This window comes from Streptomyces sp. 6N223 (genome assembly GCF_052246635.1).
Taxonomy (GTDB): domain Bacteria; phylum Actinomycetota; class Actinomycetes; order Streptomycetales; family Streptomycetaceae; genus Streptomyces.
In genome coordinates this window covers 101,881-122,433 of the sequence record NZ_JBQQCA010000005.1, presented here as the reverse complement: position 1 = coordinate 122,433, position 20,553 = coordinate 101,881, and the positions used below count along the sequence as shown (strand labels likewise).

Sequence of the window (20,553 nt, the reverse complement as noted above, 5' to 3'; positions counted from 1 at the left end):
GGGAGAGGTTGCCTGCCGTGGTGAGCAGCCGGGCGAGACGTGTCTCCGGGCGATCGCCCGGCAGCGCGTCGAGGCTCTCCTGGAGCCGCGCGACCGTGCGTTCCAGGTACTCGGGATCACCGAGCATCAGCCCGTCCAGCAGATCCCGCGACACCGACAGAGCGTGCCCGTCGCGGGCGAACCTCTCCCGCACGGCGGGACGGTCGAGGAGCTGGGGCAGGATACGCCGGACGCCCTCCACCACCGGCCGCACCGAGGAGCCGTCGGGGTGCTGGTCCAGCAACTCCTGGCCATGCGGTGGCGGCCTGTTCGTCGGCAGGTACGCCGACGCGGTTGAAGGCGAAGATCGCGGTACGGCTGAACGCGGTCTGACGGGCCGGAGCTGCCCCACACCTGGCCCACACGCGCTGGTCAGCACGCGAGATCCGCGGGGGCGAAGTGGGACATAGAGGGCATCTGGGCGGGAAGATCGATCGACGGAAACGAAGCGGCCCCCGACCGTGTTGATGCAGGTCAGAGGCCGTTCCATGGGGGTGGCGGCGCCAGGATTCGAACCTGGGAAGGCTGAGCCGGCAGATTTACAGTCTGCTCCCTTTGGCCACTCGGGCACACCGCCTTGTGGTGTCGTAAACGATACCCGATCTGCGGGGGGCGTCCGCCACCGGGTTTGGTCGGGGGTGGGTCACTAGGCTGTGCGGCAAGCCACACCGACGAGTAAACACCCACGAGTAGTACGTGAGGAGCCTGTAGATCATGGCCGACTCCAGTTTCGACATCGTCTCGAAGGTTGACCGGCAGGAGGTGGACAACGCCCTCAACCAGGCGTCGAAGGAGATCTCGCAGCGCTACGACTTCCGGGGCGTCGGCGCCTCCATCGGCTGGTCTGGGGAGCGGATCGAGATCCGGGCCAATGCAGAGGAGCGGGCCAAGGCGGTGCTGGACATCTTTCAGTCCAAGCTGGTGAAGCGGGGGATCTCCCTCAAGGCGCTGGATGCCGGGGAGCCGCAGGCGTCGGGCAAGGAGTTCAAGATGGTGTGCGGGATCAAGGAGGGGATCTCGGCGGACGACGCCAAGAAGGTGGCCAAGCTCATCAGGGACGAGGGGCCCAAGGGGGTCAAGGCTCAGGTGCAGGGGGACGAGCTGCGGGTCAGCTCCAAGAGCCGGGACGCGCTGCAGGAAGTGCAGCGGCTGGTGCGGGAGAAGGACTTCGACTTCGCGATGCAGTTCGTGAACTACCGGTGACGGGAGGGGCGGCCGCAGGTCAGCCGCGGCCGCCGCCGCCTCCTGCCATACGTTCCAGGCGGGCGATGCGCTCGGCCATCGGCGGGTGGGTGGAGAACATGCGGGCCAGGCCCTCGCCGCGGCGGAAGGGGTTGGCGATCATCATGTGGCTGGCCGTCTCCAGCTGCGGCTCGGGGCGCAGGGGGCGTCGCTGGGTGCCGGCCTCCAGCTTCTGCAGCGCACTGGCCAGGGCGAGGGGGTCGCCGGTGAGGCGGGCGCCGGCGGCGTCGGCCTCGTATTCGCGGGAGCGGCTGACCGCGAGCTGGATGAGGGAGGCGGCGATGGGGCCGAGGAGCATCATCAGGAGCAGGCCCACGATGCCGGGCCCCTCGTCGTCGTCGCGGCCTATGGGGATCAGCCAGGCGAAGTTCACCAGGAAGACGATCACCGAGGCCATGGCTCCGGCCACCGAGGAGATCAGGATGTCGCGGTTGTAGACGTGGCTGAGCTCGTGGCCGATGACGCCGCGCAGCTCGCGCTCGTCCAGCAGGCCCAGGATGCCCTGGGTGCAGCAGACGGCGGCGTTGCGCGGGTTGCGGCCGGTGGCGAAGGCGTTGGGCGCCTCGGTCGGCGAGATGTACAGGCGGGGCATGGGCTGCCGTGCCTGGCTGGCGAGGTCTCGGACGATGCGGTAGAGCTGAGGTGCCTCGAACTCGCTGACCGGCCTCGCCCGCATGGCGCGCAGCGCGAGCCTGTCGCTGTTCCAGTAGGCGTAGCCGTTGGTGGCGAGGGCGAGGAGCAGGGCGATGACGAGTCCGGTGCTGCCGAAGAAGCTGCCGATGAGCAGGATCAGCGCGGACATGCCGCCCAGGAGCGCGGCCGTCCTCAGTCCGTTGTGCCGGCGATGCACGGTGTGCCCTCCAGTTGCGCAGTGCGGGGGTGTCCGAGCGTTGAAGGATGTCGGGGTTTCTCCACTAACAGTGGACACTCCCGATGTGCACAACGCCATTCCCCGGCGTTCCGTTCCCTCGCCGCCAGGGCCCGCCGGACGACCGCTGGACGACCGCTGACGACCGCTGACGACCGCTAGAGGAGGCTGCCCGAGGCGAAGGTCAGGATGAGCTGAGGGGCGAGGGAGAGGGCCAGACCGAGGGCGGTGGAGAGGGCGATGGCGCCTCGGACGGGGGCGGCCACGGTCACCCGGGAGGTGTCGGCGGCGGCGGGCTGGAAGAGGAGGGCGGTCCAGCGCAGGTAGTAGTAGAGGCCGATGACGACGTTGGCCGCCATGACCGTGGCGAGGACGCCGAGGTCCGCGTCCACGGCGGAGGAGAAGACCGCGACCTTCGCGAAGAGGCCGATCACGCCCGGGGGCAGGCCCGCCAGGCAGAGCAGGAAGAAGCCCATGGCGAGGGCGGTGAGGGGTGAGCGGGCGTACAGCCCCCGGTAGTCGGCCAGCCGGTGGGCGGCGTGGTGGCGGGCGACGTACGCCGCGACCGCGAAGGCGCCGAGGTTCACCGCCCCGTACATCAGGGCGTACGCGATGGCGGTGCCCGCCTCGCCCGGGTCCTCGGCGTACGCGGCGGCCGCGAGCGGGACGAGGAGGTAGCCGGCCTGGGCGATGGAGGACCAGGCGAGGAGGCGGACGGCGCCGTGCGGGGCGTCGGGCGCGGTGCGGAGGGCGGCGACGTTGCCGGCGGTCATGGTGAGGGCGGCGAGGACGGCGACGGCGGGCCCCCACAGCTCCGTGTAGGAGGGGAAGGCGCGGGTGGTGACGAGGATGAGTCCGGCCAGGCCGGCGGCCTTGCCGACGACGGAGAGGTAGCCGGCCACGGGGAGGGGGGCGCCGAGGTAGGTCTCGGGGACCCAGAAGTGGAAGGGGACGGCGGCGACCTTGAAGGCGAAGCCGATGAGGGTGAGCGCGACGCCCGCCTCGGCGAGGGTGGCCAGCTGCGGGTCGGCCTCGGGGAGGGCCTCGGCGATGCGGTCGAGGTAGAGGCTGCCCGCGCCGGCGTAGACGAAGCTGATGCCGAGGAGGGCTATGGCGGTGGCGGTGACCGAGGTGAGGAAGAACTTCACCGCCGCCTCGGGCCCGGAGGAGTCACCCGGTCCGCCGGTGCGGCTCCCGCGCCGCAGCGCGACCAGGGCGTACGCCGGGAGCGTGGCGACCTCCAGCGCGATGACGAGGGTGGCCAGGTCCCGGGCGGCGGGCAGCAGCGCGGCGCCGGAGGCGGAGGAGAGGAGGAGGAACCAGAACTCGCCGGCGGGGAGGGACCCGTCGTCGACGTCCGGGATGGAGAGGAGGGCGGCGAGGAAGGCGCCGCCGAGGACGAGGAGCTGGACGACGACGGCGAAGCGGTCGGCCTCGTAGGAGCAGGCGTTCTCGGCGAGGCAGAACGTGGCCTGGTCGCCGTCGCGGAGGGGGAGGAGGGAGAGGGCCGCGAGGGCGAGGGCGGCGAGGGTCAGCCAGCCGAGGAGGGGCCTGCGCGCGGGCGGGAGGAAGAGGTCGGCCAGCATCACGGCCACGGCGGCGACGGCGGCGATCACGGGTGGGGCGATGACCACCCAGTCGACGGACTGGATCGTGCTCATCTGCTGGCTCCCGGGAGGAGGGTCTGCACGGCGGGATCGGTGAGGTCGAGCAGCACGGCGGGCCAGAGTCCGGCGAGGACGGTGAGGGCGACGAGGGGAGCGAAGGCGGCGTACTCGTGGACGCGGAGGTCGGGCAGCCTCTCCCCCGTGTGCTCGCCCATGCAGACGCGGCGGACGACGAGGAGGAGGTACGCCGCGGTGAGGAGGGTGCCGAACGCGGCGACGGCGAGGAAGACGAGGTACGCGGGCCGGCTGAGCCCGTCGGCCGGGTCGAAGGCGCCGAGCATGGCCAGCAGCTCGCCCCAGAAGCCGGCGAGGCCCGGCAGCCCGAGGGAGGCGACGGCGGCGAAGGCGAGCAGTCCGCCGAAGCGCGGCGTACGGCCGTACAGCGCAGCGCCGCCCGTCTCGGCGTCGCCGGCGAGGCGGTCGAGGTCGGTGGAGCCGGTGCGCTCCTTCAGGGCGCCGACGAGGAAGAAGAGGAGGCCGGTGATGAGGCCGTGGCCGATGTTCGCGAAGAGCGCGCCGTTGACGCCGGTGGGGGTGAGGGTGGCGATGCCGAGCAGCACGAAGCCCATGTGGCCGACGGAGGAGTACGCGATCAGCCGCTTCAGGTCGCCGCCCGCGCCCTGGCGTACGAGGTTCAGGCAGGCGAGGGAGCCGTAGATGATGCCGGTGACGGCGAACGCCCCGAGGTAGGGCGCGAAGGTCTCCATGCCCTCGGGGGCGATGGGCAGCGCGATGCGGACCAGGCCGTAGGTGCCCATCTTCAGCAGGACGCCGGCGAGGAGGACCGAGCCGACGGTGGGGGCGCTGGTGTGGGCGTCGGGCAGCCAGCTGTGCAGCGGCCACATCGGGGTCTTGACAGCGAGTCCGATGCCGATGGCGAGCACGGCGAGGAGCTGGGTGGTGTGGCCGATGCCGTCGCCGCGGGCGTCGGCGAGGGCGACCATGTCGAAGGTGCCGGCGCTCACGCCGAGGAGCAGGAGGCCGAGGAGCATCACGACCGAGCCGAGCACGGTGTAGAGCACGAACTTCCAGGCCGCGGGCCCGCGTCCCTCGCCGCCCCAGCGGGCGATGAGGAAGTACATCGGGATGAGGACCATCTCGAAGGCGAGGAAGAACAGCAGCAGGTCGAGCACGGCGAAGGTGGCGAGGGTGCCGCACTCCAGGAGGAGCAGGAACGCCACGAAGGCGGTGAGGTTCCCGCCCTCGGGATCCGTCGGGGGGCGGAAGTAGCTGTAGAGGGCGCAGAGGAAGGTGAGGAGCGCGGTGAGGACGAGGAGGGGGAGCGAGATGCCGTCCACGCCGAAGTGGAGGCGGACGTCGAGGGCCGGGATCCAGCTCACGTCGCTCTCGGCCTGAACGTCGCCGGGGCGGTCGTGGTCGAAGCCGGCGGCGAGGAGGAGCGCGCCGAGGAGGACGGCGCCGGTGACGATGACGGCGAGGAGGAGGACGGCGGGGCGGCGTCGCGGCGCGTCGGGGCCCGGCGTGCCGTTGCCGCGCGCGTCGCGCGGGGCGTCGGCGGGCTGCTCGGCCGCCGGGCGCGGGTGCGGGCGCGGGCGCGCCTCCGGCTTGGGGGCGTTGGTCTCGTCTGCCGCCGAGTCGGCGTCCGTGGCCGCGACGGCGACGGCGACGGTGACGCCGTCCCGGCCACGGACGGCCGGGCCCTCGGCGGGCAACGCCCCCCGCTCGCCGCGCGCGATGCCGTCGCGGTCCGGGCCTTCGGCGGGCACGGCGCGGCCCGCCGGGGGTGCCACCAGCAGCGCCGCGGCGGAGCCCAGGAGCGGGAGGGCGACGATGGCGACGAGCAGGAGCTGCATCGTGGTCTCGTTCAGGGTGATCATGGCGTGGGATCACTCTCCGGCGGCGACGAGGACGGCGGCGAGGGCCAGCACCAGCGCGCCGGCCACGAGCACGCTCAGGTAGGTCTGGACGTTGCCGGTCTGGGCGCGGCGCGTCAGCGTGCCCAGCCAGCCGGGGGCGGCGGCCGTCGCGCGCACGTAGGTGTCGATCACGGCCCGGTCCAGGAAGCGCACCAGCCGGGCGGCCGCCTGCGTGGGGCGGACGAACGCCGTGGCGTACGCGGCGTCGAGGTGGAACCCGGCGTCGGCGTGCGGGCGCAGCGGGCCCAGCAGGGCGTACGCCGGGTCGACGAGCCCGTCACCCTCGTACGCCCGGCGCCAGGCGGCGTACGCCGCGATCCCGCCGGCCAGCGCCGCGCCCGTGGCCACCAGGGAGGTGGTGAGCGTGGGGTCGAGCGAGCCGCCGTCGAGCCAGTCGGGGAGCGCGCCGTAGGTGAGGCCGAGTCCCAGCGCGGGGATGGCCAGCACCCACAGCACGCCGGTCATGGCGGGGCTGGCGCTCTCGTGGACGGGCACCCGGTCGGGCCGGGCGCCGACCGGGTCGTGGAAGGCGACCAGCCACAGGCGGGCGGCGTACGCGGCGGTCAGCAGCGCCGTCGCGAGCCCGGCGACCAGCACGAGCCACCCGGCGGCGGCGAGCCCGCCCTCGGCGTCCAGGGCCGCGTGCTCGGCCGCGCCTATCACGGCCTCCTTGGAGAAGAAGCCCGAGAACGGGGGTATCGCCGCCAGCGCGAGGAGCCCGATCGTCATCGTCCAGTAGGCGTCCGGGGCGCGCCGCTTCAGGTCCCGCATCCGCGACATGGCGGCCAGCGAGGCGGTGCCCGCGGTGTGGATCAGCACCCCGGCGGCGAGGAAGAGCAGCGCCTTGAACGCCCCGTGCGTGAGGAGGTGGAAGATCGCGGCCTCGCGGTCGGCCACGGCAAGTGCCCCCGTCATGAAGCCGAGCTGGCCGATGGTGGAGTACGCCAGCACCCGCTTGACGTCGTCCTGCGCGAGGGCGGCGAGCGCCGACAGCAGCATGGTGGCGGCGGCCACGACGGCCAGCACCACGAGGGTGGCGGTGGAGGCGGCGAAGACGGGCAGCAGGCGGGCGACGAGGTAGACGCCGGCCGCGACCATGGTGGCGGCGTGGATCAGGGCGGAGACGGGCGTCGGGCCCGCCATGGCGTCCGGCAGCCAGGTGTGCAGCGGCACCTGCGCGGACTTCCCGGCGACGCCGGCCAGCAGGAGGAGGGCGATCAGGGTGGGCTGGTCGAGTTCGAAGCCGGCCAGGGAGGAGGTCAGGCGGGTGACGATCGTCGAGATGCGGAAGGTGTCGGCCTCGGCGGCGAGCGCGAAGATGCCGATGAGGAAGGGCACGTCGCCGAGCTTGGTGACGAGGAACGCCTTGAGGGAGGCGGCGCGGGCGGCGGAGGTCTCCCAGTAGTGGCCGACGAGGAAGTAGGAGCAGATGCCCATGACCTCCCAGCCGACGAGCAGCACGATCAGGTCGTCGGCGTAGACGACCAGCAGCATGGCGGCCGTGAAGAGGGAGATCAGCGCGGCGTAGGAGGGGTAGCGGGGGTCGCCGCGCATGTAGCCGGTGGAGTAGAGCTGCACGCTGGTGGCGACGACGCCGACGAGGACGGCGACGAGGACGGCGAAGCCGTCGAGGTTCAGGGCGAGGTGGATGGTGAACGCCGCGTCGCCCGGGTCGGCGAGGGTGGTGGCGGCGCGGATGGGCTCGCCGCCGTCCTGTTCGAGGGCGACGAAGGCGGCGAGGCCGGTGGCGGCGAGGGTGGGCAGGACGGCGAGGGGGCGGACGAAGCCGGGGGCGCGGCGGCCGGTGAGCAGGATGAGGGCGGCGGCGGCGAACGGCAGCAGCGGGACGAGGGCGGCGGCGGTGGCGGTGTTCACGTGGTGGGTTTCTCCCGGCGGGCAGGTTCCGGGGCAGCGGAGGTGGGGGTGGGGGTGCGTGTGGGGGCAGGCGTGGGGGATGTGGGGTGGGGGATCGCGGCGGGGGGCGGGCGGTCGGTGTCGTTCAGCTCGCGCATCCGGTCGATGGCGGAGATGCCGCGGGTGCGGTACATCAGCAGCACGACGGCCAGCCCGATGCCGATCTCGGCGGCGGACAGGGCGATGAGGAAAAGGGTGAACACCTGCCCGGAACGCAGCTCGTCGCGCAGCCAGACGTCGAACGCCACCAGGTTGAGGCTGACGGCGGCGAGCATCAGCTCCACCGACATCAGCACGAGGATGGCGTTGCGCCGCGCCAGCACGCCGTACAGGCCGGCGCAGAACAGCAGGACGGCCAGCACCGCCGGGTAGACCAGGTGCATCAGTCACCACCGTCCCGCTTGCGAGACACGACGATGGCGCCGACGAGCGCGGCGAGCAGCAGCACCGACAGCGCCTCGAAGGGCAGCACCCAGTGGCGGAAGAGGCTCTCGCCGACCGGCCCGGACTCGCCGTGCGGGGCCTCGGCGTCGAGCTCGATCCACTGGCCGCGGAAGGCGTCGACGACGAGGGTGACGAGGATGGCGGCGGAGGCGAGCGCGGCGGCGAGGGCGACCGGGCGGTTGCCGGAGTCGGCGTCGGGCGAGGGCCCGATGGGGGCCTTGGTGAGCATCAGACCGAAGAGCAGCAGCACGACCACCGAGCCGAGGTAGATCAGCACCTGCACCCAGGCCACGAACTCGGCGGTGAGGAGCAGGTACTGCACGGCCAGGCCGCCGAGCGCGACGACGAGCCACAGGGCGGCGTGCACGAGCTGTTTGCTGGTGACGCACAGCACGGCGGCGGCCAGGATGACGAGGCCGACCAGCACGAAGACGATCTCCTGGCCGGAGGGCGAGAGGAAGCCGTTCCCCTCGGCGGCGAGCGGGGGCGCCTGGGCGGCGAGCCTCACCACGATGCCTCCCGGCGGGCGCGGAGGGGCGGGGGCGTGGCGCCCGCCGACCCTGCCAGGAGGGCTCCGCTCCCCTGGGCGCCCGCGCGGCGGCGTGGCGCGGTCGAGCGTTGCGGTGTGCGCTTCACGACGACGCGCCCTCCCCCGCTTCGCCACCCGCGGCGGCGGCCCGGCGTTCCGCCGCCTTGCGGGCGGCCGCGATCTCCTTCGGCTCCTCCGCGGCGTTGTCCAGGGGCGGCGGCTCGGGGACGGTCCACATCCACTCGCGCAGCGTGTCGCGCTCGTGGGTCAGCTCGCGGATGTCGGTCTCGGCGTACTCGAACTCCGGGGACCAGAAGAGCGCGTCGAACGGGCACACCTCGATGCAGATGCCGCAGTACATGCACAGCGCGAAGTCGATGGCGAAGCGGTCCAGGACGTTGCGGCTGCGCTCGCGCCCGCCCGGGGCGGCCGGGGGGACGGTCTCCTTGTGGGAGTCGATGTAGATGCACCAGTCGGGGCACTCGCGGGCGCACAGCATGCAGACCGTGCAGTTCTCCTCGAACAGCCCGATGACGCCCCGGCTGCGCGGCGGCAGCGCGGGCTGCGCCTCGGGGTACTGCTGGGTGACCGCGCGCCGCGTCATCGTCCGCAGCGTCACGGCCAGGCCCTTGGCCATGCCGGTGCCGAAGCTCATGAGATCGCCACCTTGATCACTCCGGTCAGCGCGATCTGCGCCAGGGCCAGCGGCACCAGCACGGTCCAGGCGAAGCGCTGGATCTGGTCGGCGCGCAGCCGCGGCCAGGCGACTCTGGCCCAGATCACGCCGAAGCTCAGCACGCCCGTCTTCAGCAGCATCCACACCCAGCCGAGCTGATCGGAGAACGGGCCGTGCCAGCCGCCGAGGAAGAGCACCGCCGTCAGCGCGGAGACGACCACGATCCCGGCGTACTCCGCGAGCAGGAAGAGCGCGAAGCGCAGGCCGGAGTACTCGGTGAAGGCGCCGAAGATGATCTCCTCGGGCGCGATCGGGGCGTCGAAGGGCGGGCGTTGCAGCTCGGCCATGCCGGCGGTGAAGAAGACGAAGCCGCCGACGAGCTGCCAGGGCACCCACCACCACTCGTACTCGGCCATGATGCCGGTGAGGGAGAGCGTGCCGGCGGCCATGGCCACGGAGGCGGCGGACAGCAGGAGCGGCAGCTCGTACGCCATGAGCTGGGCGGCGGTGCGCAGGCCGCCGAGGAGCGAGTACTTGTTGGCGGAGGCCCAGCCGCCCATCAGCGAGCCGAGGACGCCGACGCCGAGGACGGCGAGCACGAAGAAGATGCCCGCGTCGGGGGTCTCGCCGACCAGCTCGTCGGGGCCGAGGGGGATGGCGACGAGGACGACGAGGTAGGGGATGAGCGCGACGGCGGGCGCGAGCTGGAAGACGCGGCGGTCCGCGCCGGCGGGGACGGTGTCCTCCTTCTGCGCGAACTTCACGCCGTCGGCGACGAGCTGGGCCCAGCCGTGGAAGCCGCCGGCGTGCATGGGGCCGACGCGGCCCTGCATGTGGGCCATCACCTTGTGCTCGGTCTGCCCGACGAGGAGGGGCAGGAGGAGGAACGCCAGCAGCACGGCCAGCAGCCGCAGCGCGACGTCGGCCACGTCCATCAGGACTCCTCCCCCTGACCGGCGCCGGGGGCTTCGCCCTCCGGGCGGGCGGCGCGCTGGCTCGCCGAGCCCTCGCCCGCGCTGCGCGTGCGGCGCGGGCGCGCCGGGCGTTCCGGACTGCCGGGGCCGTCGGCACGGTTGGGACTGTCCGGACGTTCCGGGCGTTCCGCACGGGCGGCGCGTGCGGCGCGGGCGCGGGACGGGCGGGCGGGGGCGTCGGGGAGCTGGCCCTTGAGCGGGCCCCACTCGTTGGGGTCGGGGACGCCGGGCGGCAGCATCTGGCGGCGCCGGGGGCCGCCGTGCGCGGGCTCGCCCGGCTCCTTCGCGCCCGGCCAGGCCTTGACGACCCGCGCCGCCAGCACGAAGTCCTTGCGCAGCGGATGGCCCTCGAAGCCCTCGGGCAGGAGCAGCGGCTCCAGTCCGGGGTGGCCGGTGAAGTCGACGCCGAACATCTCGTGCGTCTCGCGCTCGTGCCACGCCGCGCCCGCGTACACGCCGGTCGCGCTCGGCAGGGACGCGCCCTCGCGCGGCAGCGTGGTGCGCAGCAGCAGCCGCCTGGGCGGGGTGCCGGGGGCGCCGACCGCCACCACGTGGGCGCAGACCCGCAGGCCCTCGCCGGGCTCGTCGACCGCGCTGAGCCAGTCGAGGAAGCGGCAGCCCAGCTCGTCGCGGGCGGCGCGCAGCGCGCCCGGCCACGCCTCGCCCGGCGGCACGTCGACGGTGAGCACGTCGTACGCCTCCGAGGCGGTGGCGCCCTCGCCGAAGATCTCCGCCGCGTCGCCCGGCAGCCACCCCACCGTCTCGCTCACGGCGTGTCCTCCGCGGGCGCGCTCACCGCTGCCCCTCCTCGGAAGCGGAACCGGGCGGAGCCACGAGGCCGCTGCTGAGCGCGGCGGCCGAGGGAACCGCGGCCGCCGGCTCCGCCGCGTAGCGGTGGCTCGTGGACTCCTCGGCGATCTTCTCCTGGAGCTTGAGGATGCCCTGCAGCAGCGCCTCGGGGCGCGGCGGGCAGCCGGGCACGTACACGTCGACGGGGATGATCTGGTCCACGCCCTTGGTCACCGAGTACGAGTCCCAGTACGGGCCGCCGCAGTTGGAGCAGGCGCCGAAGGAGATCACGTACTTCGGCTCGGGCATCTGCTCGTACAGCCGCTTCACCGCCGGGGCCATCTTGTCCGTGACCGTGCCGGAGACCACCATCAGGTCGGCCTGCCGGGGGCCGGGCGCGAAGGGGATCACGCCGAGGCGGATGAAGTCGTGGCGCGCCATGGAGGCGGCGATGAACTCGATGGCGCAGCAGGCGAGCCCGAAGTTGAACACCCACAGGCTGTAGCGGCGGCCCCAGTTCAGGATGACCTTCATCGGCTCGGGCGCCAGCCGCGCAAGGGGCCCCAGCGTGGGTCTCAGGTCCATTCCAGTACGCCCTTCCGCCAGGCGTACAGCAGCCCCGCGCCGAGGAAGCCGAGGAACAGGAACATCTCCACCAGCGTGGCCCCGCCGAAGCCGTCGGCGGCGAAGACCGGCGCCCAGGGGAAGAGGAAGACGGCGTCGACGGCGAAGATCACGTACAGGAAGGCGTAGAGGTAGTACCGGATCTGGGTGTGCGCCCAGCCCTCCCCCACGGGGTCGACGCCGCACTCGTACGTCAGCAGCTTCTCCTCGCTGGGCACCTCGGGCCGCAGCAGCCGGCCCGCGGTGAACGCCACCGTGACGAAGAGCACGCCGACGACCGCGACCAGACCGACGACCGCATAGCCGTGGAAGTAGTCGGGCACGTTTTTCGGCCTCCGGCGGAGTGAACTGTCAGCACGGGAGTCTAGGGGGTGACGGGCCCCTTGTGACCAGTGCTCCGTGATATCTGGGAAACGTCTGGGGTGGGGATATCCCTACCCACGATCACCGATCCACCCCATGGCAGCCGCCCCTCGGCGCCCGGCAGTCTGTACACCATGACAAGCAGTGCCCCCAGGGAGACGGACCGGCTGCCGCCGCCGCGCGCGGCCCTCGGCCAGCAGACGTGGCGGGAGATCGCGTACCTGCTGACGAGCTGGCCGCTGGACGTGGCCGTGCTGTGGTACGTCGCGGTGTGGCTCTTCGCCGGCGTGCTGCTGTCGCTCACGCTGATCGGCCTGCCGGTGCTGGCGGCGGGTCTGGCCGGCCTGCGCGCCATCGGCCGCTGGGAGCGGGAACGCGCCCGCGCGCTGCTGCGGCTGGACATAGACGAGCCGAGCCCGCTGCACCGCAGCCGCCGCCAGCGGGGCTTCTTCCCCTGGATGTGGTCCACGCTGAAGGACCCGGTCGGCTGGCGCACCGCGCTGCTGTTCGTCGTCCGGCTGCCGTGGGCGCTGTTCGCCTTCGTCGTCGTCTTCGTTTCGCTGTTCGTGCTGTGGCCGCTGCTGCCGTGGCTGGCGCGGTGGATGAGCAGCGTGGACCGGGCGCTGGTGCGGGTGCTGCTCTCGCCCTCCGACGAGCTGGAGCGGCGCATCGCCGAGCTGGAGTCGGGGCGGCTGACGGTCACCGACACCGCCAGCGCGGATCTGCGGCGTATCGAGCGGGACCTGCACGACGGGGCGCAGGCGCGGCTGGTGGCGCTGGCGATGGAGCTGGGCCTGGCGAAGGAGAAGCTGACCGAGGACCCGGAGACGGCGGCGCGGATGGTGGAGGAGGCGCACGGCGAGGTCAAGCTGGCGCTCCAGGAGCTGCGCGACCTCGCGCGCGGCATCCACCCGGCCGTGCTGACCGACCGGGGCCTGGGCCCGGCGCTCTCGGCGGTCGCCTCGCGCTCCACGGTCCCGGTGCGGGTGACGGACGACCTGGGGGAGCGGCCCGCGCCCGCCATCGAGGGGATCGCGTACTTCACCGCCTCCGAGCTGCTGCAGAACGTCTCCAAGCACTCCGCCGCCCGCCAGGCCACCGTCGACATCTGGCGCGCGGACAACCGCCTCATGCTCCAGGTCACCGACGACGGCCGCGGCGGCGCCGACCCGGCCGCCGGCAGCGGACTGGCCGGCCTGGCCGAACGCCTCGCCGCCGTCGACGGCCTCCTGGCCGTCCACTCCCCCACAGGCGGCCCCACCACCATCACCGCCGAGCTCCCGTGGCGGGAGCGCACCGGCACGCGCGAAGGATCACGCCCATGAGCACGCCCATGAGCACCTCGGCAGAGCCCAGGAACGCCGGGAACGCCGGCCTCCGCAACACGCTGCTGCTGCCCTTCCGGGCGCGCACGCTGCGCGAGGGGCTGCACCTGCTGCTGAACTTCCCCGTCGCGCTGGCGGCGTTCGTCTTCGCCGTCGCCGGGCTGGCCGTCAGCGCCGGTCTGCTGATCACCTTCGTCGGGCTGCCGCTGATGGCGCTGGTCCTGCTGGCGCTGCGCGGCTACGGCTGGCTGGAGCGGCAGCGGGCCCGCGCGCTGCTCGGCCAGGAGGTGGCCAGGCCCGAGCCGCTGCGGCTGCGGCAGGACCGCTGGGGGCCGCTGGCGTGGATGAGCGCGATGCTGCGCAGCAACGTCTCGTGGCGGGCGGCCGCGTACGCCCTGCTGCACTTCCCGTGGGCGGTCTTCACCTTCTGCGTGGTGATCTCGCTGTGGGCGGCGGGCTGGTCGATGTTCCTGTTCCCGCTGTGGGCGTGGACCATCCCCGCCTTCACCGACGAGCCCGGCGTCGGCGTCAACACGGGCGAGGGGCCCGAGGAGGGCTGGATCTGGGACGGGCCGCCGGAGTACGTGATGGCGGTGGTGCTGGGCTTCCTGCTGCTGATGCTGGCGGCGGTCGTGATCCGCGTCATGGCCCACGGCGACCGGGCGCTGGTGTCGCTGCTGCTGGGGCCCTCGCAGGCGGCGACGCGGATGTGGCAGCTGGAGTCGGACCGCTCGCAGGTGGTGGACACCTCCGCGGCCGACCTGCGGCGTATCGAGCGGAACCTGCACGACGGGGCGCAGGCGCGGCTGGTGGCGCTGGCGATGGAGCTGGGCCTGGCGAAGGAGAAGCTGACCGAGGACCCGGAGACGGCGGCGCGGATGGTGGAGGAGGCGCACGGCGAGGTCAAGCTGGCGCTCCAGGAGCTGCGCGACCTCGCGCGCGGCATCCACCCGGCCGTGCTGACCGACCGGGGCCTGGGCCCGGCGCTCTCGGCGGTGGCGGCGCGGTCGCGGGTGCCGGTGACGGTCGAGGTGGACCTGCCGTGGCGGCCGGCCGAGGCGATCGAGGGGATCGCGTACTTCACGGCCTCGGAACTGCTGCAGAACGTCTCCAAGCACTCCGCCGCCCGTCAGGCGGGCGTCGACATCTGGCGGGCCGACGACCGCCTGATGCTCCAGGTCACCGACGACGGCCGCGGCGGCGCCGACCCGGCGGCCGGCAGCGGGCTGGCCGGCCTGGCCGAACGCCTCGCCGCCGTCGACGGCCTCCTGGCCGTCCACTCCCCCACAGGCGGCCCCACCACCATCACGGCGGTGCTCCCCTGGCGGGACCGGGTGGGCGCGCCCGGGTGAGATGCTGTCCCCCGCCCACCGACGGCGCTCGGCCCCGGGCGGGGTGCCGGGATGTGGGCGGCGACGGGGGCCCGGGAGCGGAGCCCCCGGGGGCGGGTGGGCGGGGGAAGAGCCAACATCGGCGGAACGGAGTCGGACACGTGCGGGTGGTCATCGCCGAGGATTCGGTGCTGCTGCGGGAGGGGCTGACCCGGCTGCTGAACGATCGGGGGCACGAGGTGGTCGCGGGGGTCGGCGACGCCGACGGCCTGATCGTGGCGGTGGGCGAGCTGACGGAGGCCGGTACGCCGCCCGACGTGGTCGTGGCGGACGTGCGGATGCCGCCGACCCACACCGACGAGGGCGTGCGCGCGGCGGTCCAGCTGCGGCAGCGCTACCCGAGCCTGGGCGTGCTCGTGCTCTCCCAGTACGTGGAGGAGCAGTACGCCACCGAGCTGATCGCCGGGTCGAGCCGGGGCGTGGGGTACCTGCTGAAGGACCGGGTCGCCGACGTGAGCGAGTTCGTCGAGGCGGTGGCCCGGGTCGCGGCGGGCGGCACCGCGCTGGACCCGGAGGTGATCGCGCAGCTGCTGGGCCGCAGCCGGAAGCAGGACGTGCTGGCCGGCCTCACGCCCCGGGAGCGGGAGGTCCTGGCGCTGATGGCGGAGGGACGCACCAACTCGGCGGTCGCCCAGCAGCTCGTCGTCAGCCACGGCGCCGTGGAAAAGCACGTGAGCAACATCTTCATGAAGCTCGGCTTGGCGCAGAGTGACACAGATCACCGCCGAGTTCTGGCGGTTCTGACATATCTCAATTCCTAGAGGCGAGTGCCAGCCTGGAACCGCCGAGGGGCGCCGTGAGCGGCGGGAGGGCTTAGGACTTCGGCCGGAGTGTCCGTGGGTCGTCAGTGGGCGGTCAATGGGACTTTAGGACCGTCCTGTAATCCCTGGGGGAAGGCGATGAGGGTGTGAGCCCGTCCATGATGTGATCACCTTCAGGAAGGCGACCCTTACCCGCGTACGATGGCTTACATGAGCCGCCTCGAAGGAGGGCTACAGCAGTGACCACCGAGGTCAACGCGAGCCGGGACAACAAGGACGTACGACGCCTCGACAGGGTGATCATCCGGTTCGCCGGCGATTCCGGGGACGGGATGCAGCTCACGGGGGACCGTTTCACCTCGGAGACGGCGTCCCTCGGAAATGATCTGGCGACGCTGCCGAACTTTCCGGCAGAAATCCGCGCACCCGCCGGCACGCTGCCGGGCGTCTCGTCGTTCCAGGTGCACTTCGCCGACCACGACATCCTCACGCCGGGCGACGCCCCGAACGTGCTGGTCGCGATGAACCCCGCGGCGTTGAAGGCGAACGTTCCGGACCTGCCGCGCGGCGCGGAGATCATCGTCAACACCGACGAGTTCACCTCCCGCGCCATGGCGAAGGTCGGATACGCCTCCGACCCGCTGAAGGACGGCTCGCTCGACGGGTACCGGGTGCACGAGGTGCCGCTGACCTCGCTCACCGTGGAAGCGCTCAAGGAGTTCGGCCTGACCCGCAAGGAGGCCGGGCGCAGCAAGAACATGTTCGCCCTGGGCCTGCTGTCGTGGATGTACCACCGGCCGACCGAAGGCACCGAGGCGTTCCTGCGCGGCAAGTTCGCCAAGCGGCCCGAGCTGGCCGAGGCGAACATCACGGCCTTCCGCGCGGGGTGGAACTTCGGCGAGACCACCGAGGACTTCGCCGTCTCCTACGAGGTGGCGCCCGCCGCCTCCGCCTTCCCCGCCGGCACCTACCGCAACATCTCCGGCAACCTCGCCCTCGCGTACGGCCTGATCGCCGCCTCGCAGCGCTCCGAGCTGCCGCTCTTCCTCGGCTCCTACCCGATCACGCCCGCCTCGGACGTGCTGCACGAGCTGAGCAAGCACAAGAACTTCGGCGTGCGCACCTTCCAGGCCGAGGACGAGATCGCCGGGATCGGCGCGGCGCTGGGCGCCGCCTTCGGCGGGTCGCTGGGCGTGACCACCACCTCCGGGCCGGGCGTGGCGCTGAAGTCGGAGACGATCGGGCTGGCCGTCTCGCTGGAGCTGCCGCTGCTGATCGTCGACATCCAGCGCGGCGGGCCCTCCACGGGCCTGCCCACCAAGACCGAGCAGGCCGACCTGCTCCAGGCCATGTTCGGGCGCAACGGCGAGGCCCCGGTGCCCGTCGTCGCCCCGGCGACCCCGGCCGACTGCTTCGGCGCCGCCCTGGACGCGGCGCGGATCGCGCTGACCTACCGCACGCCCGTGCTGCTGCTGTCCGACGGGTACCTGGCCAACGGCTCCGAGCCCTGGCGCGTCCCGGAGGTCGACGAGCTGCCCGACCTGCGGGTGCAATTCGCCTCCGGGCCCAACCACGAGCTGGCGGACGGCACCGAGGTCTTCTGGCCCTACAAGCGCGACGAGCACACCCTGGCCCGGCCCTGGGCGGTGCCCGGCACGCCGGGCCTGGAGCACCGCATCGGCGGCATCGAGAAGCAGGACGGCTCGGGCAACATCTCCTACGACCCGGCCAACCACGACCACATGGTCCGCGTCCGCCAGGCGAAGGTGGACGGCGTCGAGGTGCCGGACGTGGTCGTGGACGATCCCGATGGGGACGCCAAGGTGCTGGTGATCGGCTGGGGCTCGACCTACGGCCCGATCACCGCCGGCGTACGCCGCATCCGCCGGTCCGGCGGCCGGATCGCCCAGGCCCACCTGCGCAACCTGAACCCGTTTCCCGCCAATCTCGGCGAGGTGCTGCGCTCCTACGAGCGCGTGGTGCTGCCGGAGATGAACCTGGGCCAGCTGGCCCTGCTGCTGCGCGCGAAATACCTGGTCGACATCGAATCCGTGACGCAGGTGACCGGCCTGCCCTTCAAGGCCGAGCAGCTGGAAACCGCCTTCAAGGAGGCCCTCAACCGTGTCCACTGAGACGCGTACCTCGCTCGCTCTGGTGCCCACCGCCGACGCCCCGCAGAGCGCGAAGGACTTCAAGACGGACCAGGAGGTCCGCTGGTGCCCCGGCTGCGGCGACTACGCCGTGCTCGCGGCCGTGCAGGGCTTCATGCCGGAGCTGGGCCTGGCCAGGGAGAACATCGTCTTCATCTCCGGGATCGGCTGCTCCTCCCGCTTCCCGTACTACATGAACACCTACGGGATGCACTCCATCCACGGCCGCGCCCCCACCATCGCCACGGGCCTGTCCGCCACCCGCCGCGACCTGTCGGTGTGGGTCGTCACCGGCGACGGCGACGCCCTGTCGATCGGCGGCAACCACCTCATCCACGCGCTGCGCCGCAACGTCAACCTCAAGATCCTCCTGTTCAACAACCGGATCTACGGGCTGACCAAGGGCCAGTACTCCCCCACCTCCGAGACCGGCAAGATCACCAAGTCGACGCCGATGGGCTCGCTGGACACGCCGTTCAACCCCGTCTCGCTGGCGGTCGGCGCCGAGGCGTCCTTCGTCGCCAGGACGGTGGACTCCGACCGCAAGCACCTCACGAGCGTGCTGCGGGCGGCCGCCGCGCACCACGGCTCGGCTCTGGTGGAGATCTACCAGAACTGCAACATCTTCAACGACGGCGCCTTCGAGGCGCTGAAGGACAAGAAGCAGGCACAGGAGGCGGTGATCCGCCTGGAGCACGGCGAGCCGGTCCGCTTCGGCGCGCCCGCGGAGGACGTGGACGGCCTCGGCCACAAGGCCGTGGTCCGCGACCCGGCCAGCGGCACCCTGCGGGTCGCCGACGTGACCGAGGAGGGCCCGGGCGTCCTGGACCGCGTCGTGATCCACGACGCGCACGCCGACGACCCGACCACGGCCTTCGCGCTCTCCCGTCTGGCCGACCCGCAGACGCTGCACCACACGCCGATCGGGGTGCTGCGCGACGTGTCCCGCCCGGTGTACGAGGAGCGGATGGCCGAGCAGCTCGAGGCCGCCGTCGAACGCCAGGGCAAGGGCGACCTCGGGGCGCTGCTGGCGGGCCGCGACACGTGGACCGTGGCGGGCTAGGGTCCGCTTCCGCTCCCGGCCGCCCGAGCCGGCGATCGATCATCGCTACGATGATGGCCCCACCTGGCCGGATTCCATGCGCGGTCTGTGACCGACCACGTACGATGCGACGAGAAACGACGCCGACTCGGAGAGGCTCAAGCGGTGATCGAAGCGGAACTGAAGGCCCATGTTCACGCGCCCCAGGACGTCATACGAAACCTCGAACAGTACGGACCGGGGCATGTGGAGACCTACCACGACACCTATTACGACGACGCGGACGGCAGTCTCACCGCTCGGGACGCCGAGCTGCGCACGCGCACGGTGAGCAGCCCGCACGACACCCGCTTCGTGCTGACCTACAAGGGCGCCACCCTCGACGCCGGCTCCGGCTCGAAGCCCGAGCACGAGACCCGGGTCACCGACCCGGACGCCGTCCACGCCATGCTCACCGGCCTGGGCTACCAGCCCATGATCGACTTCGAGAAGCGCTGCCGGAACTACGAGTTCGACGCCCGCGGCCGGAAGATGCTGGCGACCCTGGCGTTCCTGCCCGAGCTGGACGCCACCTTCCTGGAGCTGGAGACCCTGATCCCCGACAACGAGGACCTGCACGCCGCCCTGGACGACGTGCGGGCCGTGCTGCACGACCTCGGCATCAAGGATCCGGACCTCACCACGCAGCGCTACACCGAGGCCGTCTCCGCCCAGCGCCGCGCCGCCGCCTGACCGCCCTTACGCCGGTCAGCGCGACGGCGCGCCCGCCCGGGACAGCGGGGGGTCAGCTCGCCGACTCGTCCGGCAGCACCTCGGAGAGGAGGCCGCCGAGCGGGGCGCCGAGGTCGAGGTCGTGGACCTCGGCGTCCTGCGGCGGCGTGAAGTCGAAGGTGCCGCCGGACGGCTGCTCGTAGGTGATCTGGGAGAACGACACGTCCACCAGCCGCCCCTCCTCGCCCTGGGCGGTCACCGCCAGCGGCACGCCCGTCTCCGCGTCCACCGCGACGCGCACCTCGGTCACCTGGCCGCCCAGCCCGTCCGCCGCCTCGCCCGTGCCCGTGGGCTCCACTCGCAGCTCGTAGGCGTCGCGGCCCGCGACCCGCGCGGTGCCGCCCACCGATATGTCGGCGTGCTCCCCGGCCGCCTCCAGGAACCTCTCGGCCGCCTGCTGCGGCGTGAGGCCGCCCAGCGCGTCCTCCAGCCCGCCCTGGGCCTCCCGGTCCATCCCGTCCGGGGCCTCGGCCCTGTAGACCGTGTTGCTGCCGCTGTCGTACGCCCACAGCTCGTCCCCGCTGTGGATCACGGCGAACTCTTCCGAGCCGTTCACCAACGCCACCCGCTGCCGCTCCGGGCCATCCATGGCCACCCGCAGGGTGCTGTCGCCGCTCGCCAGCCCGGCCAGCGCCTCCACCGGGCCGCCCGCGTCGCCGAGGAATCCGCTGATCATGCCGTCCAGGTTCGGCAGCTCGGGTATCCCGAGGCCCGAGCCCATGTCCACCCGCACCGTGCCCGAGAGCTGCGCCGTGTCGGAGGCGGCGACCTCGGTGAGCAGCTCCTCCGCCGTGACCTCCGGAAGGTCCGGGCTGCCGTCGCTGGCTATCGCGGGCCAGATGCCGGCGCCCACGAGGGCGATCCCCGCCACCACCGCGGTCGGCACCGCTGCCCGCCTGACGCCCTTCGGCCAAGTCCCTGACGCTGCCATCTCAGATCCCCATCCCGTCGCACTCGCGCGCTCTCACCGGCTGTCACGTTCCATTGCAACAGGCCCGGCCCCGCAAGGCATCCGACGACGGTCGTCTTCCAGGTCATACCCAGGTACTAGCGGACGGCCCGCCCAGCGGACGCGACCCGTAGGGGTTCTCCTTACGCCGCGCTTAC

Annotated in this window: 19 protein-coding genes and 1 tRNA gene; 7 read left to right on the top strand and 13 right to left on the bottom strand. The window is 72.6% G+C overall.

The annotated features are described in order from the left end of the window. Positions 1-534: 534 nt before the first annotated feature. Positions 535-616: transfer RNA gene (locus ACTWQH_RS05910), tRNA-Tyr, on the bottom strand. A 137-nt stretch (positions 617-753) separates the two neighbouring features. Between ACTWQH_RS05910 and ACTWQH_RS05905 the strand changes: the two genes are divergently transcribed. Beyond that, a complete protein-coding gene (locus tag ACTWQH_RS05905; RefSeq protein WP_443285261.1) occupies positions 754-1,242 on the top strand; it encodes a YajQ family cyclic di-GMP-binding protein in 489 nt (162 codons plus the stop codon). Between the two features lie 19 nt (positions 1,243-1,261). Here ACTWQH_RS05905 and htpX read toward each other — a convergent pair whose 3' ends face one another. From htpX to ACTWQH_RS05850, 11 genes are all read right to left on the bottom strand, one after another. Beyond that, complete coding sequence (gene htpX, locus ACTWQH_RS05900; protein ID WP_443285260.1) at positions 1,262-2,131, bottom strand: zinc metalloprotease HtpX; 870 nt, start codon at positions 2,129-2,131, stop codon at positions 1,262-1,264. Positions 2,132-2,307: 176 nt separating this feature from the next. Next, positions 2,308-3,810 carry an NADH-quinone oxidoreductase subunit N gene (locus ACTWQH_RS05895; RefSeq protein ID WP_443285259.1) on the bottom strand — a complete coding sequence of 501 codons (1,503 nt, stop codon included), beginning with the start codon at positions 3,808-3,810 and terminating at the stop codon, positions 2,308-2,310. Further along, entirely contained in the window at positions 3,807-5,654 is a 1,848-nt protein-coding gene (locus ACTWQH_RS05890; RefSeq protein WP_443285258.1) for a complex I subunit 4 family protein, read from the bottom strand. Before ACTWQH_RS05890 ends, ACTWQH_RS05895 begins: the two co-directional genes overlap by 4 nt. Before the next feature lie 9 nt (positions 5,655-5,663). Next, the gene (locus ACTWQH_RS05885) at positions 5,664-7,568 is read right to left on the bottom strand and encodes an NADH-quinone oxidoreductase subunit 5 family protein (protein ID WP_443285257.1); all 1,905 of its coding nucleotides are present in this window, start codon (positions 7,566-7,568) and stop codon (positions 5,664-5,666) included. After that, positions 7,565-7,990 carry an NADH-quinone oxidoreductase subunit NuoK gene (gene nuoK, locus ACTWQH_RS05880; RefSeq protein WP_443285256.1) on the bottom strand — a complete coding sequence of 142 codons (426 nt, stop codon included), beginning with the start codon at positions 7,988-7,990 and terminating at the stop codon, positions 7,565-7,567. Before nuoK ends, ACTWQH_RS05885 begins: the two co-directional genes overlap by 4 nt. Beyond that, positions 7,990-8,562, bottom strand: coding sequence for an NADH-quinone oxidoreductase subunit J family protein (locus ACTWQH_RS05875; protein ID WP_443285255.1), 573 nt, complete (start codon positions 8,560-8,562; stop codon positions 7,990-7,992). Before ACTWQH_RS05875 ends, nuoK begins: the two co-directional genes overlap by 1 nt. A gap of 121 nt (positions 8,563-8,683) precedes the next feature. Next, a complete protein-coding gene (locus ACTWQH_RS05870) occupies positions 8,684-9,235 on the bottom strand; it encodes a NuoI/complex I 23 kDa subunit family protein (protein WP_443285254.1) in 552 nt (183 codons plus the stop codon). Beyond that, a complete protein-coding gene (locus ACTWQH_RS05865; protein ID WP_443285253.1) occupies positions 9,232-10,191 on the bottom strand; it encodes a complex I subunit 1/NuoH family protein in 960 nt (319 codons plus the stop codon). The genes ACTWQH_RS05870 and ACTWQH_RS05865 overlap by 4 nt, the downstream gene beginning before the upstream one ends. Further along, positions 10,191-11,000 (bottom strand): NADH-quinone oxidoreductase subunit C, encoded by an 810-nt coding sequence (locus ACTWQH_RS05860; RefSeq protein ID WP_443285252.1) that lies wholly within the window; start codon positions 10,998-11,000, stop codon positions 10,191-10,193. The genes ACTWQH_RS05865 and ACTWQH_RS05860 overlap by 1 nt, the downstream gene beginning before the upstream one ends. Before the next feature lie 22 nt (positions 11,001-11,022). Continuing rightward, positions 11,023-11,604: an NADH-quinone oxidoreductase subunit B gene (locus ACTWQH_RS05855; RefSeq protein ID WP_443285251.1), complete on the bottom strand. Its 582-nt coding sequence runs from the start codon at positions 11,602-11,604 to the stop codon at positions 11,023-11,025. Continuing rightward, positions 11,595-11,966, bottom strand: a complete 372-nt coding sequence (locus ACTWQH_RS05850) for an NADH-quinone oxidoreductase subunit A (RefSeq protein WP_443285250.1) — start codon at positions 11,964-11,966, stop codon at positions 11,595-11,597. Before ACTWQH_RS05850 ends, ACTWQH_RS05855 begins: the two co-directional genes overlap by 10 nt. Before the next feature lie 174 nt (positions 11,967-12,140). On the opposite strand from ACTWQH_RS05850, the gene ACTWQH_RS05845 reads away from it, so the two are divergent. From ACTWQH_RS05845 to cyaB, 6 genes are all read left to right on the top strand, one after another. Next, positions 12,141-13,331 (top strand): sensor histidine kinase, encoded by a 1,191-nt coding sequence (locus ACTWQH_RS05845; protein ID WP_443285249.1) that lies wholly within the window; start codon positions 12,141-12,143, stop codon positions 13,329-13,331. An 8-nt stretch (positions 13,332-13,339) separates the two neighbouring features. After that, entirely contained in the window at positions 13,340-14,683 is a 1,344-nt protein-coding gene (locus ACTWQH_RS05840; RefSeq protein ID WP_443285329.1) for a sensor histidine kinase, read from the top strand. Between the two features lie 140 nt (positions 14,684-14,823). After that, the gene (locus ACTWQH_RS05835; protein ID WP_443285248.1) at positions 14,824-15,483 is read left to right on the top strand and encodes a response regulator transcription factor; all 660 of its coding nucleotides are present in this window, start codon (positions 14,824-14,826) and stop codon (positions 15,481-15,483) included. Positions 15,484-15,722: 239 nt separating this feature from the next. Further along, positions 15,723-17,615: a 2-oxoacid:acceptor oxidoreductase subunit alpha gene (locus ACTWQH_RS05830; RefSeq protein ID WP_443285247.1), complete on the top strand. Its 1,893-nt coding sequence runs from the start codon at positions 15,723-15,725 to the stop codon at positions 17,613-17,615. After that, positions 17,605-18,696 carry a 2-oxoacid:ferredoxin oxidoreductase subunit beta gene (locus ACTWQH_RS05825; protein WP_443285246.1) on the top strand — a complete coding sequence of 364 codons (1,092 nt, stop codon included), beginning with the start codon at positions 17,605-17,607 and terminating at the stop codon, positions 18,694-18,696. The genes ACTWQH_RS05830 and ACTWQH_RS05825 overlap by 11 nt, the downstream gene beginning before the upstream one ends. 144 nt (positions 18,697-18,840) lie before the next feature. Further along, entirely contained in the window at positions 18,841-19,407 is a 567-nt protein-coding gene (gene cyaB / locus ACTWQH_RS05820; protein WP_443285245.1) for a class IV adenylate cyclase, read from the top strand. 52 nt (positions 19,408-19,459) lie between these two features. On the opposite strand, the gene ACTWQH_RS05815 is transcribed toward cyaB, so the two are convergent. Further along, positions 19,460-20,332, bottom strand: coding sequence for a LolA family protein (locus ACTWQH_RS05815; protein WP_443285244.1), 873 nt, complete (start codon positions 20,330-20,332; stop codon positions 19,460-19,462). Positions 20,333-20,553 lie beyond the last annotated feature (221 nt).

Coding starts and splice junctions, on each gene's coding strand:
- ACTWQH_RS05905 (WP_443285261.1), top strand. CDS start 754: ATGGCCGACTCCAGTTTCGACATCGTCTCGAAGGTTGACCGGCAGGAG.
- ACTWQH_RS05895 (WP_443285259.1), bottom strand. CDS start 3,810: ATGAGCACGATCCAGTCCGTCGACTGGGTGGTCATCGCCCCACCCGTG.
- ACTWQH_RS05890 (WP_443285258.1), bottom strand. CDS start 5,654: ATGATCACCCTGAACGAGACCACGATGCAGCTCCTGCTCGTCGCCATC.
- nuoK (WP_443285256.1), bottom strand. CDS start 7,990: ATGCACCTGGTCTACCCGGCGGTGCTGGCCGTCCTGCTGTTCTGCGCC.
- ACTWQH_RS05870 (WP_443285254.1), bottom strand. CDS start 9,235: ATGAGCTTCGGCACCGGCATGGCCAAGGGCCTGGCCGTGACGCTGCGG.
- ACTWQH_RS05865 (WP_443285253.1), bottom strand. CDS start 10,191: ATGGACGTGGCCGACGTCGCGCTGCGGCTGCTGGCCGTGCTGCTGGCG.
- ACTWQH_RS05855 (WP_443285251.1), bottom strand. CDS start 11,604: ATGGACCTGAGACCCACGCTGGGGCCCCTTGCGCGGCTGGCGCCCGAG.
- ACTWQH_RS05845 (WP_443285249.1), top strand. CDS start 12,141: ATGACAAGCAGTGCCCCCAGGGAGACGGACCGGCTGCCGCCGCCGCGC.
- ACTWQH_RS05840 (WP_443285329.1), top strand. CDS start 13,340: ATGAGCACCTCGGCAGAGCCCAGGAACGCCGGGAACGCCGGCCTCCGC.